We start from the raw sequence: 14,215 nt of genomic DNA on the forward strand, positions 1-14,215 counted from the left end.
TACCGTAGTCGCGTCCTGAGACGACGCCGAACTTGTTGCCTGCCGCACGCCACTTCTTGACGGCCTGCAGCGTTTCTTCGTCGATCTTGCCGCCCCTGAGGAGCGTCCCGTCGTAATCGCTTGCAGCTACCTTCATCGTATCTCCTCCTCGTAAATCACAGCTTCCAATGGACGAAGCGCAGTCGTCGGCGCGTCCGCATAGCTTCCGGCAAGGCGCGTGCCGCGAAGGAAGCCTGCGGGAAGCGCCGCGTCTTTTGTGCTGAAATTGACCGCCGTCTTGATGCGCGTTTTTCCCAGTGTGCGCGAGAACGCATAGATTTGCTCGTTTTCCGTAAGAAGCTCTTCGTATACGCCGTCCAAAAGCGCAGGGATCGTCTCGCGCAGCTTGGCGAGATGGCGGTAGAAGTGCAGCACGGAATCGGCGTCCTTTTCCTCGGCGGCGGCGTTGAGCGTGCGATAGTTCTCGTTGACGGGCAGCCACGGCGTGCCGCTCGTGAAGCCCGCGTGTCTTTCTGCCGTCCACTGCATCGGCGTGCGTGCGTTGTCGCGGCTGTTGAAGTGGACGAAGCCCAGCGCTTTTTCCTTGGAGACGCCATCTTCTAAAGCGAGCGCGTACTGGCCGTGCGACGAAATGTCGTCGTAGGCGTCGATGGAGTCCCAAGCCATGTTCGTCATGCCGAGTTCTTCGCCCTCGTAGATGAAGGGCGTGCCGCGCAGCGTGAAGAGGACGGCGGCGAGCGCCTTTGCCGCGAGCTTCTTGTCCGCGCCTTTGGGGAAGAAGTAGTCGACGGAGCGTGCGCGGTCATGGTTCTCGAAATAGATGGGAAACCAGCCTTCCTTGGCGGTGGCGTGCTGGCTCTTCGTGAGCGCGCGCTTGAGCTTCGTGAGCGGCCACGGCTGCGCCTTGTGCCAGCATTCGCCGCCCTCGTAGGGAACGAGGACGTGGCTGAATTCGAAGAGCATGGAGAAGACGCCGTTTTCGCCGACCCAGAGCGGCAGTTCCTCGGGTGTGACGCCGTTCGCCTCGCCGACGGTGAAGATGTCGTGTCCGTCGAAGACGCGCGCGCGGAATTCGTGCAGGAAGTCGAGGATGCCCGGCGTGTTCGCCGTCATCTCGTGGACGCTCGTCATGCCGTCCGCCGCGTCCGGCTCGCCGTCCGTGAAGACGGCGGGCTTTTTGATGTAGGTGATGGCGTCGATGCGGAAGCCGCCGACGCCCTTCGCGAGCCAGAAGTTTGCGGCGGCGAAGAGCGCTTCTCTGACCGCGGGGTTCTCCCAGTTGAGGTCGGGCTGCGCTTCGGCGAAGGTGTGCAGGTAGTATTGACCGCGCTCCTCGCTGTACGTCCATGCAGAGCCGCCGAAGATGCCGCGCCAGTTCGTCGGGGTGCTGCCGTCCGGCTTGGCGTCGCGCCATATATACCAGTCGCTCTTCGCGTTCGTGCGGCTCTTCTTTGACTCCAGGAACCACGGGTGCTGATCGGAAGTGTGGTTGTAGACGAGATCCATGACGATGCGCATGCCGCGCTTCTTGGCTTCGGCGATCAGCTCTTCCATGTCGGCGAGTGTGCCGAAGTTGGGGTTGATGTCACAATAGTCGCTGATGTCATAGCCGTTGTCGATCATCGGCGAGGGGTAGACGGGCGTAAGCCAAAGTGCGCCTGCGCCGAGCGACTTCAGATAGTCGAGCTTTTCCGTGATGCCACGAATATCGCCCGTACCCTTGCCGCGCGTGTCGTTGAAGCTCTTCGGATAAATCTGGTAGACGGCGGTGTTCTGCCACCATTTCGTTGCTTTCATGCGTTGTTCCTTTCCATGCATCCCCCTGCCGTGCGGGCAGGGGGGCGAGACTTGCCGTGCGTCAGAAGGTCAGGACGTCCGTCTTGCCGGCTTCTGCCGTCATGCCCGTGTGCTTCTTCATCAGCGGGTACTCGCCTGAGTTCGTGACCGCCATGATGACCGTATCTTGATAGCCTGCTTCCTTGATCGTCGCGCGGTCGAACTTCACGAGCGGTGCGCCTTGAGCGACTTTATCGCCCGCATGGACGAGAAGCTCGAAGCCTTTGCCGCCGAGCTTCACTGTGTCGACGCCGATGTGGATGAGCATTTCCGCGCCGTTTGCGAGGCGAAGACCGACGGCGTGCAGGGAATCTTCCATGACCATCGTGACCTCTGCGTCGGCGGGCGCGACGACAAGACCTCCCGTCGGCTCGACAGCGACGCCGTCGCCCATCATCTTCTGCGAGAACATCTCATCCTTGACTTCGCTCATGTCGATGACTTTGCCATCCGCGACCGCAGCGAAAGCGAGGGATTTTTCCGTGCCGACGGCGATTTCTGTCGCATCGGATGCGGGCGCTGTGAGAAGCGCCTCGAAGCGCTCGCGCACCTGCGGCACGGAGAGGCCGACGATGACCTGGAACGCATGTCCGTTGCGCACGAGACCGTGGGCGCCTGCCTGTGTGAACACGGCGATCGGCTGCACGAGGTCGGGATCGTTGACTGTCACGCGCAGGCGCGTCGCGCAGTTCGTGACGTCCTTGATGTTTGCGGAGCCGCCGAGCCCTTCGAGGAACGCTTTTGCCTTTATGTCACGCTCATCGAGCTTCATGCCGGGCGCGGCATCTGCCGCTGCGCCGTTCGCTTGCTTCGCTTTGTAGTCCGCCTTCGTGAAGAGCTTGTCCTCGACGTCGTCGTCCGTCCTGCCCGGCGTCTTGTAGTCCTTGAAGCGAATGAGCCAGCGGAAGACGAAGAAGTAGATGGCGGTGAAGCACAGACCAACGGCGATTTGCAGGATGTACGTCGTGTAATGATAGGAGAAGAGCGGAATCCAATTCTGCACGAAAGCGTCGATGAGACCGCCGCCGAAGTTGCCTGAAAGCCCGATGGCATAGAGCGTCGCCGAAAGCGTCGCAGAGAGGACGGCATGGACGGCGAAGAGCAGCGGTGCAACGAAGAGGAAGGTGAATTCCAATGGCTCCGTGATGCCGCAGAGCATCGCCGTGACCGTCGCGGGAATCAGGAGCGCCGCCGTCTTCTTGCGCTTCTCGGGCTTGGCGCAGGCGTAGATGGCGAGCGCCGCGCCGGGAAGACCAAAGACTTTGCCGCTGCCGTGCAGCGCGAAGCCGCCCTCGGGGAAAAGCTCGCGCAAAGACTGTGCGCTCGTCATGAAGTCGTTGATATGACCGAGCCAGTACGCTTGGATGCCGCCGTCAACAATCGCGGGACCGAAGATGAACGGCAGGTAGATGAAATGATGAAGTCCTGCGGGAAGCAGGATCTTCTCCGAAAACGTATACGCCCAGACACCGACGATGCCGCTCGTCTTGAGGAAGAATTGGAACTGCTCGATCGCATGCTGCACCATCGGCCAGACGAAGCAGAATACGAGCGCCATCGGGATCATGACGGCGAAGCCGACGGCGACGACGAAGGCGGGTCCCTTGAAGATGCCGAGCCAGTCGGGAATATTTGTGTCGTAGAAGCGATTGTGCAGATACGCCGTGCAGCACGCGATGAAGATCGCGCCGAGCATACCCATGTCGAGCGTCTTGACGTTCGCGATCATCGCGAGTCCCGTGCCCGCACCCGCCGGCTGCGTGAAGTCTACGCCGAACGCGCTGCCGTGCAGCGTGAGGATCGCCGAGATGAAATAGTTGAACAGCATGTAGATGACGAACGATTCCATAGCGCAGCGCGCAGGCTCTTTCTTCGCGAAGCCGATGGGGACGGCGATGGCGAAGAGAATCGGCATCTGTGCGAACACCGTCCACGCGCCCTGCTCGACGATATACCAGAAATCGTACCACAGCGTTCCCTTGTCGGCGATGCTGCCGAAAAGACCGGGATTCTTGCAGACGATGGATACCGCCACCGTCAGACCGAAGAACGCGAACAGGATGACGGGTGTATACATCGCGCCGCCAAACCGCTGCATGTTCTGCATGAAGACGTCCTTGCTGAGTGACATGAGCTTTACCTCCTCTAAATCACTGAAAATCGTTATCTATACCATAATGGAAAAATGCCGAGAAAGCAAGTACAGATTAACTTGCTCGGATCGGTGCATGATGATTCTCCCCCCTGTTCCTCTAATATGATGTTGTCTTGTTAAATTTTAACCTGTTTTTGAAGAATGGGCAAGGTGGAATATAGAATGATTTTTCCTAAAAAATTAAGCGTAACCTAGGCATTTTGAAAAGGTGAAATTCCCGCTTGACAGTCCGTATAAAAGCCGCTATAATAATAATGTTTCGTCTTACGGCGAAGCGTTCATGGGTAGGTGCCCGAGTGGTTAAAGGGAACAGACTGTAAATCTGTCATCTTCGGATTACGATGGTTCGAATCCATCCCTGCCCACCAGCGGCGGCATAGCTCAGTTGGCTAGAGCATGCGGTTCATACCCGCAGTGTCCGGAGTTCAAATCTCTGTGCCGCCACCATGAAGATGGAAGCCCCCGCGCCAAAAGGTGCGGGGGCTTTTTGTGTTTCGGATGATCGTTTAGAACTTTACTTCGGGCACGGCATCCGCGCCTTCTTTCGCTTTGAACTGGGGCTTTGCCGTCATGCCCATGAAGCCGGCGAAGAATACGCCGGGGAAGGTCGAGATGCGCACGTTGTATTGGCGTACCGCTTCATTGTAATCGCGCCGCGCGACGGCGATGCGGTTCTCTGAGCCGGAAAGCTCGCGCATGAGTTCGAGGTACTGCGTGTTTGCTTTAAGGTCGGGATACGCCTCGGCGATGGCGAAGAGACGGCCGAGTGCGCCGGAAAACTCTGCGTTCGCCGCATCCATCTGCTCGACGCCCTGCGCGCCTGCGAGTTTGGCGCGCGCATTGACAACTCCTTCGATGACAGCCTTCTCGTGTACGTCATATCCCTTGACCGTGTTCACGAGGTTTGGGATGAGGTCGCTGCGCCGCTGCATTTGGTTCTCGACCTGTCCGTACGCTGCGTCAACGCTGATTTCAGCTTCCTTCAGTCCGTTGTAAAGGGAGAAGGCTCCGCCGAGGATGAAGATAATGACGACGATGACAGCGCCGAGCGCGATCAGTCCTTTGTTCATGTTGAAAACTCCTTTCTGTTTCTGCCGATGAAATGACTGAGCAAATATAGAATGGTTTAGCGTGAAGCCCCAAGAGGTCAAGCCGAAGGTGCAGACCGATTGGCTAGGCTTCTGTAAGGGCGGCGCACAATGTCCACGAAGTGGACGTTTGTGCGTGTAGTTTACCAGCCGTCCGATGCGCCGCCGCCGCCGGAAGAGCCGCCGCCGTAGCTGCCGCCGGAAGAACTGCCGCCGGAAGAGCCGCCGCTGTAGCCGCTGCGCGAGGAGCTGCCGCTGCCGGGGCCGAGCGCTTGGTTGAGAATGCCGAGAAGCCAGTTCAGGATGACGCCGAGTAGGATCATGCCGATGATGGCGAGGAAGAAGATGAGGACATTCATCAGGATGCTCGGTTCTTCTTCTTCATTCGTGGACGCTTCTTTAAGCGTCTCGCTCACATCAGCGCCCGGTGCGACGCCTGCGGCGCGGTAGGCATAGGCGGCGAGCGTTTGATAGGCATTGAATACGCCCTCGGAGTACTTCTCCTCGCGGAAGTACGGCTTCATCTTGTCGAGGATTTCACCTGCTCTGCCGTCCGTGATTTCGCCTTCAAGTCCGTAGCCGACTTCGATGCGGAACTTGCGGTCGTCCTTGGCGATGAGCAGGAGGACGCCGTTGCTTTGCTTCGCGTCGCCGATGCCCCAGCTGCGGAAGAGTTCGTTTGCGTATGATTCGATGTCGGCGCCGTCCAAGGTGCTGACGGTGACAACGACGATCTCCGCCTTCGTCTTTTCGCGCAGCTCTTCGCCGATTTTCTTGATCTGTGCGCGATCGTCTGCCGAGACGATGCCAGCCGTGTCGACGACATATTCGCGCTGCTGAGGTTTGGGCGGTACAGCAGCGTCCGCCGATGGCGCGGCGAGTATGAAGATGCTGAACAGGATGAAGAGGAGAGCGCAGAGATGCTGCCGTGCATGGTGTGTGTTCATTTGCTGCACATCCTTTCGTTGGTGGCGCTTTCTCAAAGACGGGAAAGCAAATGGAATGTTGGAAAAATACAATGGTGCATTGGTACGAATCAGCGCATTTATTATAGCATAAAGAAAAAAAGCCCGTAAATCAGACGGACTTCTTAATCGTGGATGGGCTTCAAGCAAAATGGCATAAAAAAGCGACCCTTGGGGAAAGGGCCGCTTTCAGGGAGTGGTCGGGGATTGGGGAAATCCCCTCTGGATAGTGGTTATGGGGTTGAGAAGGTTTCTCTGGGGCGGTTCAAGATCCCCGCCCCAGGGGGATTTTTCTTATTTATTGCCGAAGTAGCGGTCGAAGAGCCCCTTGAAGCCGCGGCCGTGGCGTGCCTCGTCTTTGCACATCTCATGCACGGTGTCGTGAATGGCGTCGAGGTTCAGCTTCTTCGCGAGCGTTGCGAGCTCCTTCTTGCCTGCGCAGGCTCCGTGCTCGGCGTCGACACGCATTTTGAGGTTCTCCTTCGTGCTCGTCGTCAAGACTTCGCCAAGAAGTTCCGCGAACTTTGCTGCATGTTCAGCTTCCTCGAAAGCATAGCGTTTGAAAGCCTCGGCGATCTCGGGATAGCCTTCGCGATCCGCCTGTCGGCTCATCGCGAGGTACATGCCGACCTCGGAACACTCGCCCGTGAAGTTCATGCGCAGACCTTCGAGGATCTCTTCATCTGCACCCTTGGCGACACCGACATGGTGCTCGTCCGCATACTGCATGTCACCCGTCTGCGCGGTGAACTTGGAAGCAGGCGCATGACAGACCGGACACTCTGCCGGAGCCTGATCGCCCTCGTGAACATAACCGCAGACTGTGCAAACAAACTTTTTCATATTACATGTCCTCCTCAAATATGGTCGATGTGAATTTTCTTGATTGTGGCGAGCGCCTTATCGTGCAGAGGTTGTACTTCCCTCTAGTGCTTGCCGCTCGCTGTGCCTTTATTATAGGCGTACTGTCCTAAAAAGAAAATATGGGAAAATAGTGAAATAATAAAAATATATCCATAAATCGAAGAATATCTCTATAATGCTCCTTTTCACATAGTTTTTCAAAATAAATATTATTGGATAATTATTATTGATAAGGAGTATCGCTATATCTTTGCAGGATGATTTCAAAAAGCGGCAGGCTTGTGGTATGATGATAGGCAAAAGAAGTTTACAGAAGCGTTGCGGGGGAGAATTTTGGTACGAGCGGCGTTTTTTGAGAGAGGTGTGTAGAAGATGTTTACGGTAAAAACCGTTTCTCCCGAAGAGACGGCGGCGCTTGCCGAGCGTATCGGAACGATCTGTCCGGCAGGGGCGGTCTTTGCGCTCGCCGGCGATCTCGGCGCGGGAAAGACGATTTTCGTGCAGGGATTGGCGCGCGGTTTGGATTTTTCGGGTGAGGTGACGAGTCCGACGTTTAACTTGATGAATATATATGAAGGCAGGATGCGTTTGACGCACTTTGACGTCTATCGCTTGACATGTGCAGGAGAGCTGGACGACATCGGTTTCTATGAATATGCGGACGATCCTGAGGGCGTCGTTGTCATTGAGTGGTTCGACAAGTTTACGGAGGAGATGCCCGAAGATTATGTGCGTGTGATGATCGAGCGCGTATCGCCGTCCGCAGCAGAGGGAGAGAATCGCCGTTGTATGCGGTTTTCGCTCGTGGGAACGAGGCTCTGTGGCTTTTTTGAGGAGATGAAGCATGTTGTCAATTCTGGCGATTGATACGGCAAGCTCGACGTCGAGCGTCGCTGTGGCGCATGAGGGGAAGCTCTTGGCGGAAGTGACGGTCGAGGCGGGGCATACACATTCGGAGACGCTTCTTTCGCATATCGAAGGTGCGCTCGCTTTTTCGGGCGTCGAGAAGTCGGCGCTTTGCGGCGTTGCCGTGAGCATCGGTCCCGGCTCTTTCACGGGGCTTCGCATCGGTCTTGCTACGGCGAAAGCACTGGCTTATGGCTTGGGTATACCGCTCGTCGGGGTATCGACTTTGGCGGCGCTTGCGCTCGCTTTTCCCGTGCCGGGCGTCTATACGCTCGCGCTGATGGATGCGCAGAAGGGCAACGCTTATGCGGGACTGTACGAGTGGCGAGGGGATGGCTTGCATGAGGTGCGTCCCGTGCATGTCGCGCCGCTTGCCGAGGCGATTGCTGCGGCGGCTGCTATGGGGCGGCAGGTCCTCATAACGGGTGAGCTTGTGCAGAAGAAGCGGGATCGCCTGGGCGATCTGCCTGAAAATGTCACGCTCGCGCCCGCGCACCTTCTGGCGGCTCGCGCTTCGCATGTTGCGCGGCTCGGTCTTTCGCGGCTGACATCGGGGGAGAGCGACGATTTGATGATGCTTGAGCCGTTTTATATCCGACGCTCGGAAGCGGAGGTGCTCTGGGAGAAGCGCCACGGGCGTGAAAAGGGGGACGTTCCATGCTGACGTTCCGCAAGATGCTGCCGACGGACGCTGCAGCCGTGGAGAAGGTGGAACGCGCGTGCTTTTCTATGCCGTGGTCACGCGAGTCTTTCTGGGAAGAGGCGGCGCAAGAGGCGGCGTATTATTTGTTGGCGTCGGCGGATGAAGAGGTCGTCGGTTATGTTGGCGTTTGGCTGCTCGGCGACGAGGGGCATATCACGAATGTTGCCGTCGCGCCTGAGATGCGTCGGTGCGGCGTGGGGACAGCGCTTCTTCTTGCACTCATGCGGATCGCATACGAGCGCGGCGTACGCAGTATGACGCTTGAGGTGCGCCCGTCGAACGAAGCTGCGCTTGCGCTCTATCGAAAGTTCGGCTTTCGAAGTGTCGGCAGGAGACCGCACTACTACACGGACAATGATGAGGATGCGGAGATCCTTTGGAATACGGACATCGAAGCGACGCTTGGTGCGGCGGGCGGAAAGGGAGACGAGGCGCATGGATAAGAATATTTTGACGCTCGCCATCGAGACGAGCTGCGACGAGACGTCTGCCGCCGTATTGCGCGGCGGGCGCGAGGTCTTGTCGAACATCATTTCGACGCAGATTCCCGTGCATCAAAAGTATGGCGGCGTTGTGCCGGAGATCGCCTCGCGCTGTCATATCGTGAACATTGTACCTGTCATCGATGAGGCGTTGGAAAAAGCGGGCGTCGGGAAAGAAGCGATCGGGCAGATCGCCGTCACCTATGGACCGGGGCTTGTCGGTGCGCTGCTCGTCGGTGTCGCCGCCGCCAAGGGGCTTGCCTTTTCGCTCGGCGTGCCGCTCATCGGCGTGAATCATCTCGAAGGCCATATCTTCGCGAACTTCTTGAGTGCGCCGAAACTGGAACCGCCGTTCGTGGCTCTCGTGGCTTCGGGCGGACATACGGCGCTCGTCCATGTCGCGGATTACAACCGCTTCACTTTGCTCGGGCAGACGCGCGACGATGCGGCGGGCGAGGCGTTTGACAAGGTGGCGCGCGTGCTCGGGCTGCCGTATCCGGGCGGTCCTGAGATCGACCGCCTCGCGCGAGCCGGCGATGCTTCCGCCATCGACTTTCCGCGCGCATTGGAAGCGGAAGGCAACTATGAATTCAGCTTCAGCGGTTTGAAGTCTGCCGTCTTGAACTATTTGAATTCGATGAAGCTCAAGAAAATCGAGGTCAATGCCGCCGACGTTGCGGCGTCGTTTCAGAGCGCCGTCGTTGAAACGCTCGTGCAGAAGTCGTTGGCGGCTCTGCGTGAAACGGGGCTTAAGACGCTGGTGCTGGCGGGCGGCGTCGCGGCGAATAGCTCGCTCGAAGGGCGGCTTCGCCAAGCAGCGGCAAAAAACGGCGTCGAATTCTACTATCCGGGACGTATGCTCTGTACGGACAATGCAGCGATGATCGGCTGCCGCGCCTACTATCAAGCGTTGGCGGGCGGTTATGCCGACCTGCGTTTGAATGCCGTGCCGGGGCTTTCGCTCCGTGATGTAGGCGGGGCGTGATGGGGGCTTTTTCAGCGCGTTCGCTTGCGGCGGCGGCGCGAGAGAACGCGCCGCTCTCGGCGGTGCAGGCGGAGCTTCTGCATTGCGTCGGGCGTGCGCTGCCTTTTATCGCAGATCTTCTCGGTGCGCAGCTGACGCTTTATTTGCCTGCACGGGAGAAGGGGCGCTTCTTCGTCGCTGCGAGTCTTCTGCCGCATACCGCTGCTTTTTCAAAGGAAGCGTCGTTTCCTGCAGTGGGGGCGTCGGTCGTGTGTACGGAGGAGCCGCTGGTGTATGCGGCGCTGCAAAGGGGCGGGCTGCATCGCGGCAAGCGTGAGGTCGGCTTTGGCGAGAGCCTTGAGATGCTTGCGTTCGCCGTTATGGACGGCGCGGTTCCCCTCGCTGTCGTCGCCCTTGTGCTCGATGACGAGGGATTGACGCAGACGGCGCTCGATGATTTGGCGAAAACGGCGATGGACGTTGTGCAGCAAGCGAAAAAACCGCTTGCCGACCATGCGCTTCGTCCGCTTGCGCCCGGCACGGCGATCCTCATCACCGACCGTTTTCGCCGCATCGTCTTTGCCAATGCGGCGGCGCTCCACCTATATCGTATGCTTGGCGTCGGCAGTCTCGTCGGTGTGCAGATCTTTGACCGTCGCCTCTATGCACAGGTCACGCGCGAGAGTATGCGTGCGGGTGCGCCGCAGGAAAAGGAGGTCGAAGCCGGCGGACGCACGCTCTTGGTGCGCGATGTGGCGATCGTCGAGGGCGGGGCGGAGATCCGGCGCATTCGTCTCTTGCAGGATGTGACGGAACTGCGCGAGAAGGAGCGTGAGATCCGCGTGCAGGCGGCGATCATTCAGGAGATTCACCACCGCGTCAAGAACAGTCTGCAAACCGTCGCGGGACTTCTTCGTATGCAGGCGCGGCGAAGCGGCTCGGCAGAGGTCAAGGATGCGCTCAAGGAGAGCATCGGACGCATCCTCGCCATCGCGGGCGCACATGAGATGCTGTCGGTGAACGGCGCTGGGAGTTTTGCCGTACAGAAGGCGGCGAAGCAGGTGCTCGCACTCGTGCGAAGGACCGTCGTGCCTGCGGACTTCGTAATTTCCGAAGTGTTCGAGGGCGAGGAAATCACCCTGCCCATCGCGCGTGCGGCGAATCTGGCGCTCGTCATGAATGAGATCTTCCAAAATGCCTTGGAACATGGCTTCAAAGATCGCAGAAGCGGCACGATCGGGCTGCGCACGAGCCGCCGGACGGGCGTTGTCTGTCTCGATTTCTACGACGATGGCTGCGGTATGCCCGAGGGATTTGCGCCGGAAAAGAGCCAGCGGCTTGGGCTTGCTATCCTGCGCACGATTGTGGAGAGTGAGCTTGGCGGCAGCCTGCGCATCGAGAGCTGCTCGGATGCGCAGGCGCACGGTACGCATGTGATCTTGGAGATTCCGTGGGAGGATGGATTGGATGATCTGTAAGAAGCTGCGCTTCGTCATCGCGGATGACGAGCCTTTGATTCGTATGGATCTTCGTGAGATGCTTGAAGAAGCAGGGCATACGGTCGTCGGCGAAGCGGCGGACGGCAGACGCGCCGTCGCGCTTTGCCGTGAACTGCGCCCGGACGTTGCTCTGCTCGACGTGAAGATGCCCGACGTCGACGGCGTCGCCGCCGCACGCGTCATCGTGCGCGAAAAGCTCGCGGTCGTGCTGCTTCTCACGGCGTTTTCCGATGCCGCGACCGTGCGGCGTGCAAGTGAAGCCGGCGTCGGCGGCTATCTTGTGAAGCCCATCGAAGAGACGCAGCTTTTTCCTGCCGTTGAGATCGCATGCGCCCGGCTCAAAGAGCTTCGTGCCGTGGAAGAAGAGCTTGGCGGACTCAAGACGACGCTCGCAGGACGAAAACTCATCGAACGCGCCAAGGGGGTGCTGATGGATCGCTGCGGCATCCGAGAAGAAGAAGCCTTTCAGCGTATGCGGCGCTTTAGCATGGAGCGCCGCCGCTCCATGACGGATGTCGCAAAAAGCATCCTGCAGGCGGAAGAAAAGCGTAGGGAGCTGTGTAATTCCTAGGAAATCTCTTTGTTATTATCCAAAAAATAGTAAAATAATTTCAGTTGCACTTTTTGTTTGAATCTGTTAGAATGATTGAGCAAGCGCAGGTTTGGACAAAATCGTCGGCGCGGGCAGCGCCGGAAGGGCGCTTTCACATGTTACCAGCAAGGGAGATATTTCATGGAGTTCCAGGACAGGACATTGGTTTGCAAGGATTGTGGCAAGGAGTTCACGTTCACCGCAGGTGAGCAGGAGTTCTACAAGGAGAAGGGGTTTGAGAATGATCCGGTTCGCTGCCGTGACTGCCGCGGCAAGAGACGCCGCAGCCACGAGGGCGACGGCGGTGAGCGCACGATGTTCCCAGTGACTTGCGCCGCCTGCGGCAAGGAGACGGAAGTGCCGTTCGAGCCGAAGGATGATCGCCCGGTCTACTGCCGCGATTGCTTCTCTGCCAGAAGGGGCAGATAAGCCGGATCTTTGCAGACGTTTGCCTGGAGGAAACAGCGGGATGGCTTCCGATAAGCAAACCAAGTCGCAGAGCATATAGAAGAATCTCCTCTTGTTTTCATGCCAGGCTAGTAAGGACGGCAGAAAACGAGAGGAGATTTTTTTATGGAAAAATGGTGTGTGATTTATTCGTCGCTTACGGGCAATACGAAGCGCGTCGCTGAGGCGATGGCAGAGGAGGCGGAAGCCGACCTCTTTTCGGTGGACGAGGCTCCCGCTGATCTTTCCGCTTATGCCGTTGTGGCGCTTGGCTATTGGCTGCGCCGCGGTGCGCCCGATCCCAAAATGCTCGCATTCTTGCCGAGGATCGAGGAGATCGATGTCGTGCTGTTCCAGACGCACGGCACGGATCCGGGCAGCGAGCACGCTGTCACAGCCTTTGCACGCGCAGGATATGCGCTCGGCAAAGGCTGCTATATTGCCGGCACGTTCGCCTGCCAAGGCAGGATCCACCCGAAGATCGTCGAAAAGCGCAAGAAAGAAGCTGCCGCAGACGATGATCCGCACGCGGGAAAGAAAGCGCAGGCGCGTTGGCAGAGAGCTGCAAGCCACCCCGATGAGGAGGATCTGCAAAAGGCGCGTGCATTTATGCGCGTGATGCAGGAGAAGCGGCTGAAGCGCGTGGCGCGGCTGGAAGCGGGGAAGTAGCGAGCGGCGCTCGTTGTATTCTGCCTTGTCGAAAAAATATTCTTTGTAGTATAATCAAGGCGAGGAGATGAATGGCGTGATGAAAACGGTGAACCGGACGTATAAGGATTCGCTTTTTCGCGACATATTTCATGATGAAGTGCGCTTGGCAGAACTTTCCACAGGTCTGCTTGGCGAATCTGTAGATTCATCCGATATACAGCTGACGACATTGGATTGGACATTTTTCACGGGAATCCGCAATGATGTAGGTTTCCTCGTGAAAGATTGCCACATCGTTCTTTTGGAGCATCAAAGTACGCTGAACAAGAATATGCCTCTGCGCCTGCTCATGTATATCGCTGAACTTTATCGTCAATATGTTGATGATGACGCCGTCTATAGATTGGCTCGCATTCCGCTGCCTGCGCCGAGATTCTATGTGCTGTATAATGGCGAGGAAGAAATGCCTGGCCGATGGACGCAGCATCTTTCCGATGCTTTTGGTGGGAGACTCGGCGACATAGAGCTTACGGTCGAGGTCATCAACATCAATGAGGCGAAAGGCGATGCTATTCTTACCAAGAGCCGCGCATTGAAAGCGTACAGTGCATTCGTCGCCAAGGCGCGTCAGCTTGTTAAAGATGGCGCGAGCCTTGAAACGGCAGTACGGCAAGGCATCCGATTTTGTCTGGAAAATAACTATTTAGAGGAGTATTTCAGGAAAAAACAGACGGAGGAGGTTTTTGACATGCTGAATTTCGTTTGGGATCAGGAACGCGCCCTGAAGGTTCGTGCAGAGGAAGCGGCAGAGGAAGCAGCGGCGAAAGCGGCGGCGAAAGCGTTGGAACAAGGTATGGAAAAAGGTATGGAACAAGGCATGGAAAAAGGCAAAGAGAGCGAACGGGTTTTTTCCATTCGCAGCCTTATGGCGAATCTGCAGTTTACGGCGGAAAAAGCTATGGACGCTCTTTCCATTCCGAAAGCGGAACAGGCTCGCTACAAAACGATGCTGTGAGGCTGGCTGATGAGTCTTGTGATGAAAATAGATTTTTACGGAGGCGAT

The 14,215-nt window shown here is 57.6% G+C and carries 15 protein-coding genes and 2 tRNA genes; 11 read left to right on the forward strand and 6 right to left on the reverse strand.

Going from position 1 to position 14,215, the window contains the following annotated elements; all coding sequences use genetic code 11:
• The 3 genes from ACTTKG_RS00820 to ACTTKG_RS00830 form a co-directional block, all read right to left on the reverse strand.
• Positions 1-136, reverse strand: a 136-nt coding sequence (locus ACTTKG_RS00820; RefSeq protein ID WP_442672394.1) for an HAD family hydrolase, incomplete at its 3' end; no start/stop codon positions are given.
• Positions 133-1,797 (reverse strand): glycoside hydrolase family 13 protein, encoded by a 1,665-nt coding sequence (locus ACTTKG_RS00825; protein ID WP_442672365.1) that lies wholly within the window; start codon positions 1,795-1,797, stop codon positions 133-135. The genes ACTTKG_RS00825 and ACTTKG_RS00820, both read right to left, overlap by 4 nt.
• Before the next feature lie 61 nt (positions 1,798-1,858).
• Entirely contained in the window at positions 1,859-3,967 is a 2,109-nt protein-coding gene (locus ACTTKG_RS00830; RefSeq protein ID WP_442672366.1) for an alpha-glucoside-specific PTS transporter subunit IIBC, read from the reverse strand.
• Between the two features lie 306 nt (positions 3,968-4,273).
• Between ACTTKG_RS00830 and ACTTKG_RS00835 the strand changes: the two genes are divergently transcribed.
• Together ACTTKG_RS00835 and ACTTKG_RS00840 are read left to right on the forward strand one after the other, a co-directional pair.
• A tRNA-Tyr gene (locus ACTTKG_RS00835) sits at positions 4,274-4,359 on the forward strand.
• Positions 4,360-4,361: 2 nt separating this feature from the next.
• Positions 4,362-4,438, forward strand: a tRNA-Met gene (locus ACTTKG_RS00840).
• A 59-nt stretch (positions 4,439-4,497) separates the two neighbouring features.
• Here ACTTKG_RS00840 and ACTTKG_RS00845 read toward each other — a convergent pair.
• The 3 genes from ACTTKG_RS00845 to ACTTKG_RS00855 all read right to left on the reverse strand — a co-directional run bounded on the left by ACTTKG_RS00845 (position 4,498) and on the right by ACTTKG_RS00855 (position 6,887).
• Positions 4,498-5,061: a LemA family protein gene (locus ACTTKG_RS00845; protein ID WP_442672367.1), complete on the reverse strand. Its 564-nt coding sequence runs from the start codon at positions 5,059-5,061 to the stop codon at positions 4,498-4,500.
• A gap of 161 nt (positions 5,062-5,222) precedes the next feature.
• The gene (locus tag ACTTKG_RS00850; RefSeq protein WP_442672368.1) at positions 5,223-6,026 is read right to left on the reverse strand and encodes a TPM domain-containing protein; all 804 of its coding nucleotides are present in this window, start codon (positions 6,024-6,026) and stop codon (positions 5,223-5,225) included.
• 312 nt (positions 6,027-6,338) lie between these two features.
• On the reverse strand, positions 6,339-6,887 hold the full coding sequence (locus ACTTKG_RS00855) for an NADH peroxidase (RefSeq protein WP_442672369.1): 549 nt from the start codon (positions 6,885-6,887) through the stop codon (positions 6,339-6,341).
• Positions 6,888-7,280: 393 nt separating this feature from the next.
• Between ACTTKG_RS00855 and tsaE the strand changes: the two genes are divergently transcribed.
• From tsaE to ACTTKG_RS00900, 9 genes are all read left to right on the forward strand, one after another.
• Positions 7,281-7,775: a tRNA (adenosine(37)-N6)-threonylcarbamoyltransferase complex ATPase subunit type 1 TsaE gene (tsaE, locus tag ACTTKG_RS00860; RefSeq protein ID WP_442672370.1), complete on the forward strand. Its 495-nt coding sequence runs from the start codon at positions 7,281-7,283 to the stop codon at positions 7,773-7,775.
• The gene (gene tsaB / locus ACTTKG_RS00865; RefSeq protein ID WP_442672395.1) at positions 7,756-8,478 is read left to right on the forward strand and encodes a tRNA (adenosine(37)-N6)-threonylcarbamoyltransferase complex dimerization subunit type 1 TsaB; all 723 of its coding nucleotides are present in this window, start codon (positions 7,756-7,758) and stop codon (positions 8,476-8,478) included. The genes tsaE and tsaB overlap by 20 nt, the downstream gene beginning before the upstream one ends.
• Positions 8,472-8,960 (forward strand): ribosomal protein S18-alanine N-acetyltransferase, encoded by a 489-nt coding sequence (gene rimI, locus ACTTKG_RS00870; RefSeq protein WP_442672371.1) that lies wholly within the window; start codon positions 8,472-8,474, stop codon positions 8,958-8,960. The genes tsaB and rimI overlap by 7 nt, the downstream gene beginning before the upstream one ends.
• Complete coding sequence (tsaD, locus tag ACTTKG_RS00875; RefSeq protein ID WP_442672372.1) at positions 8,953-9,984, forward strand: tRNA (adenosine(37)-N6)-threonylcarbamoyltransferase complex transferase subunit TsaD; 1,032 nt, start codon at positions 8,953-8,955, stop codon at positions 9,982-9,984. The genes rimI and tsaD overlap by 8 nt, the downstream gene beginning before the upstream one ends.
• Positions 9,984-11,441, forward strand: a complete 1,458-nt coding sequence (locus ACTTKG_RS00880; RefSeq protein ID WP_442672373.1) for a sensor histidine kinase — start codon at positions 9,984-9,986, stop codon at positions 11,439-11,441. Before tsaD ends, ACTTKG_RS00880 begins: the two co-directional genes overlap by 1 nt.
• Positions 11,431-12,033 carry an ANTAR domain-containing response regulator gene (locus ACTTKG_RS00885; protein ID WP_442672374.1) on the forward strand — a complete coding sequence of 201 codons (603 nt, stop codon included), beginning with the start codon at positions 11,431-11,433 and terminating at the stop codon, positions 12,031-12,033. Before ACTTKG_RS00880 ends, ACTTKG_RS00885 begins: the two co-directional genes overlap by 11 nt.
• A 162-nt stretch (positions 12,034-12,195) precedes the next feature.
• Positions 12,196-12,483, forward strand: coding sequence for a zinc-ribbon domain containing protein (locus ACTTKG_RS00890; RefSeq protein WP_442672375.1), 288 nt, complete (start codon positions 12,196-12,198; stop codon positions 12,481-12,483).
• Positions 12,484-12,627: 144 nt separating this feature from the next.
• A complete protein-coding gene (locus ACTTKG_RS00895; RefSeq protein WP_442672376.1) occupies positions 12,628-13,170 on the forward strand; it encodes a flavodoxin family protein in 543 nt (180 codons plus the stop codon).
• A gap of 79 nt (positions 13,171-13,249) precedes the next feature.
• Entirely contained in the window at positions 13,250-14,167 is a 918-nt protein-coding gene (locus ACTTKG_RS00900; RefSeq protein ID WP_442672396.1) for an Rpn family recombination-promoting nuclease/putative transposase, read from the forward strand.
• Positions 14,168-14,215 lie beyond the last annotated feature (48 nt).

This window comes from Selenomonas sp., from assembly GCF_052169755.1.
Lineage (GTDB): Bacteria > Bacillota > Negativicutes > Selenomonadales > Selenomonadaceae > Selenomonas.

What these genes read in the sequence shown, in the direction of transcription:
- ACTTKG_RS00885 (WP_442672374.1), top strand. Translation starts at nt 11,431, where the DNA reads ATGATCTGTAAGAAGCTGCGCTTCGTCATCGCGGATGACGAGCCTTTG.
- ACTTKG_RS00890 (WP_442672375.1), top strand. Translation starts at nt 12,196, where the DNA reads ATGGAGTTCCAGGACAGGACATTGGTTTGCAAGGATTGTGGCAAGGAG.
- rimI (WP_442672371.1), top strand. Translation starts at nt 8,472, where the DNA reads ATGCTGACGTTCCGCAAGATGCTGCCGACGGACGCTGCAGCCGTGGAG.
- ACTTKG_RS00825 (WP_442672365.1), bottom strand. Translation starts at nt 1,797, where the DNA reads ATGAAAGCAACGAAATGGTGGCAGAACACCGCCGTCTACCAGATTTAT.
- ACTTKG_RS00830 (WP_442672366.1), bottom strand. Translation starts at nt 3,967, where the DNA reads ATGTCACTCAGCAAGGACGTCTTCATGCAGAACATGCAGCGGTTTGGC.
- ACTTKG_RS00845 (WP_442672367.1), bottom strand. Translation starts at nt 5,061, where the DNA reads ATGAACAAAGGACTGATCGCGCTCGGCGCTGTCATCGTCGTCATTATC.
- ACTTKG_RS00880 (WP_442672373.1), top strand. Translation starts at nt 9,984, where the DNA reads ATGGGGGCTTTTTCAGCGCGTTCGCTTGCGGCGGCGGCGCGAGAGAAC.
- ACTTKG_RS00850 (WP_442672368.1), bottom strand. Translation starts at nt 6,026, where the DNA reads ATGAACACACACCATGCACGGCAGCATCTCTGCGCTCTCCTCTTCATC.
- ACTTKG_RS00900 (WP_442672396.1), top strand. Translation starts at nt 13,250, where the DNA reads ATGAAAACGGTGAACCGGACGTATAAGGATTCGCTTTTTCGCGACATA.
- ACTTKG_RS00855 (WP_442672369.1), bottom strand. Translation starts at nt 6,887, where the DNA reads ATGAAAAAGTTTGTTTGCACAGTCTGCGGTTATGTTCACGAGGGCGAT.
- tsaE (WP_442672370.1), top strand. Translation starts at nt 7,281, where the DNA reads ATGTTTACGGTAAAAACCGTTTCTCCCGAAGAGACGGCGGCGCTTGCC.
- tsaD (WP_442672372.1), top strand. Translation starts at nt 8,953, where the DNA reads ATGGATAAGAATATTTTGACGCTCGCCATCGAGACGAGCTGCGACGAG.
- ACTTKG_RS00895 (WP_442672376.1), top strand. Translation starts at nt 12,628, where the DNA reads ATGGAAAAATGGTGTGTGATTTATTCGTCGCTTACGGGCAATACGAAG.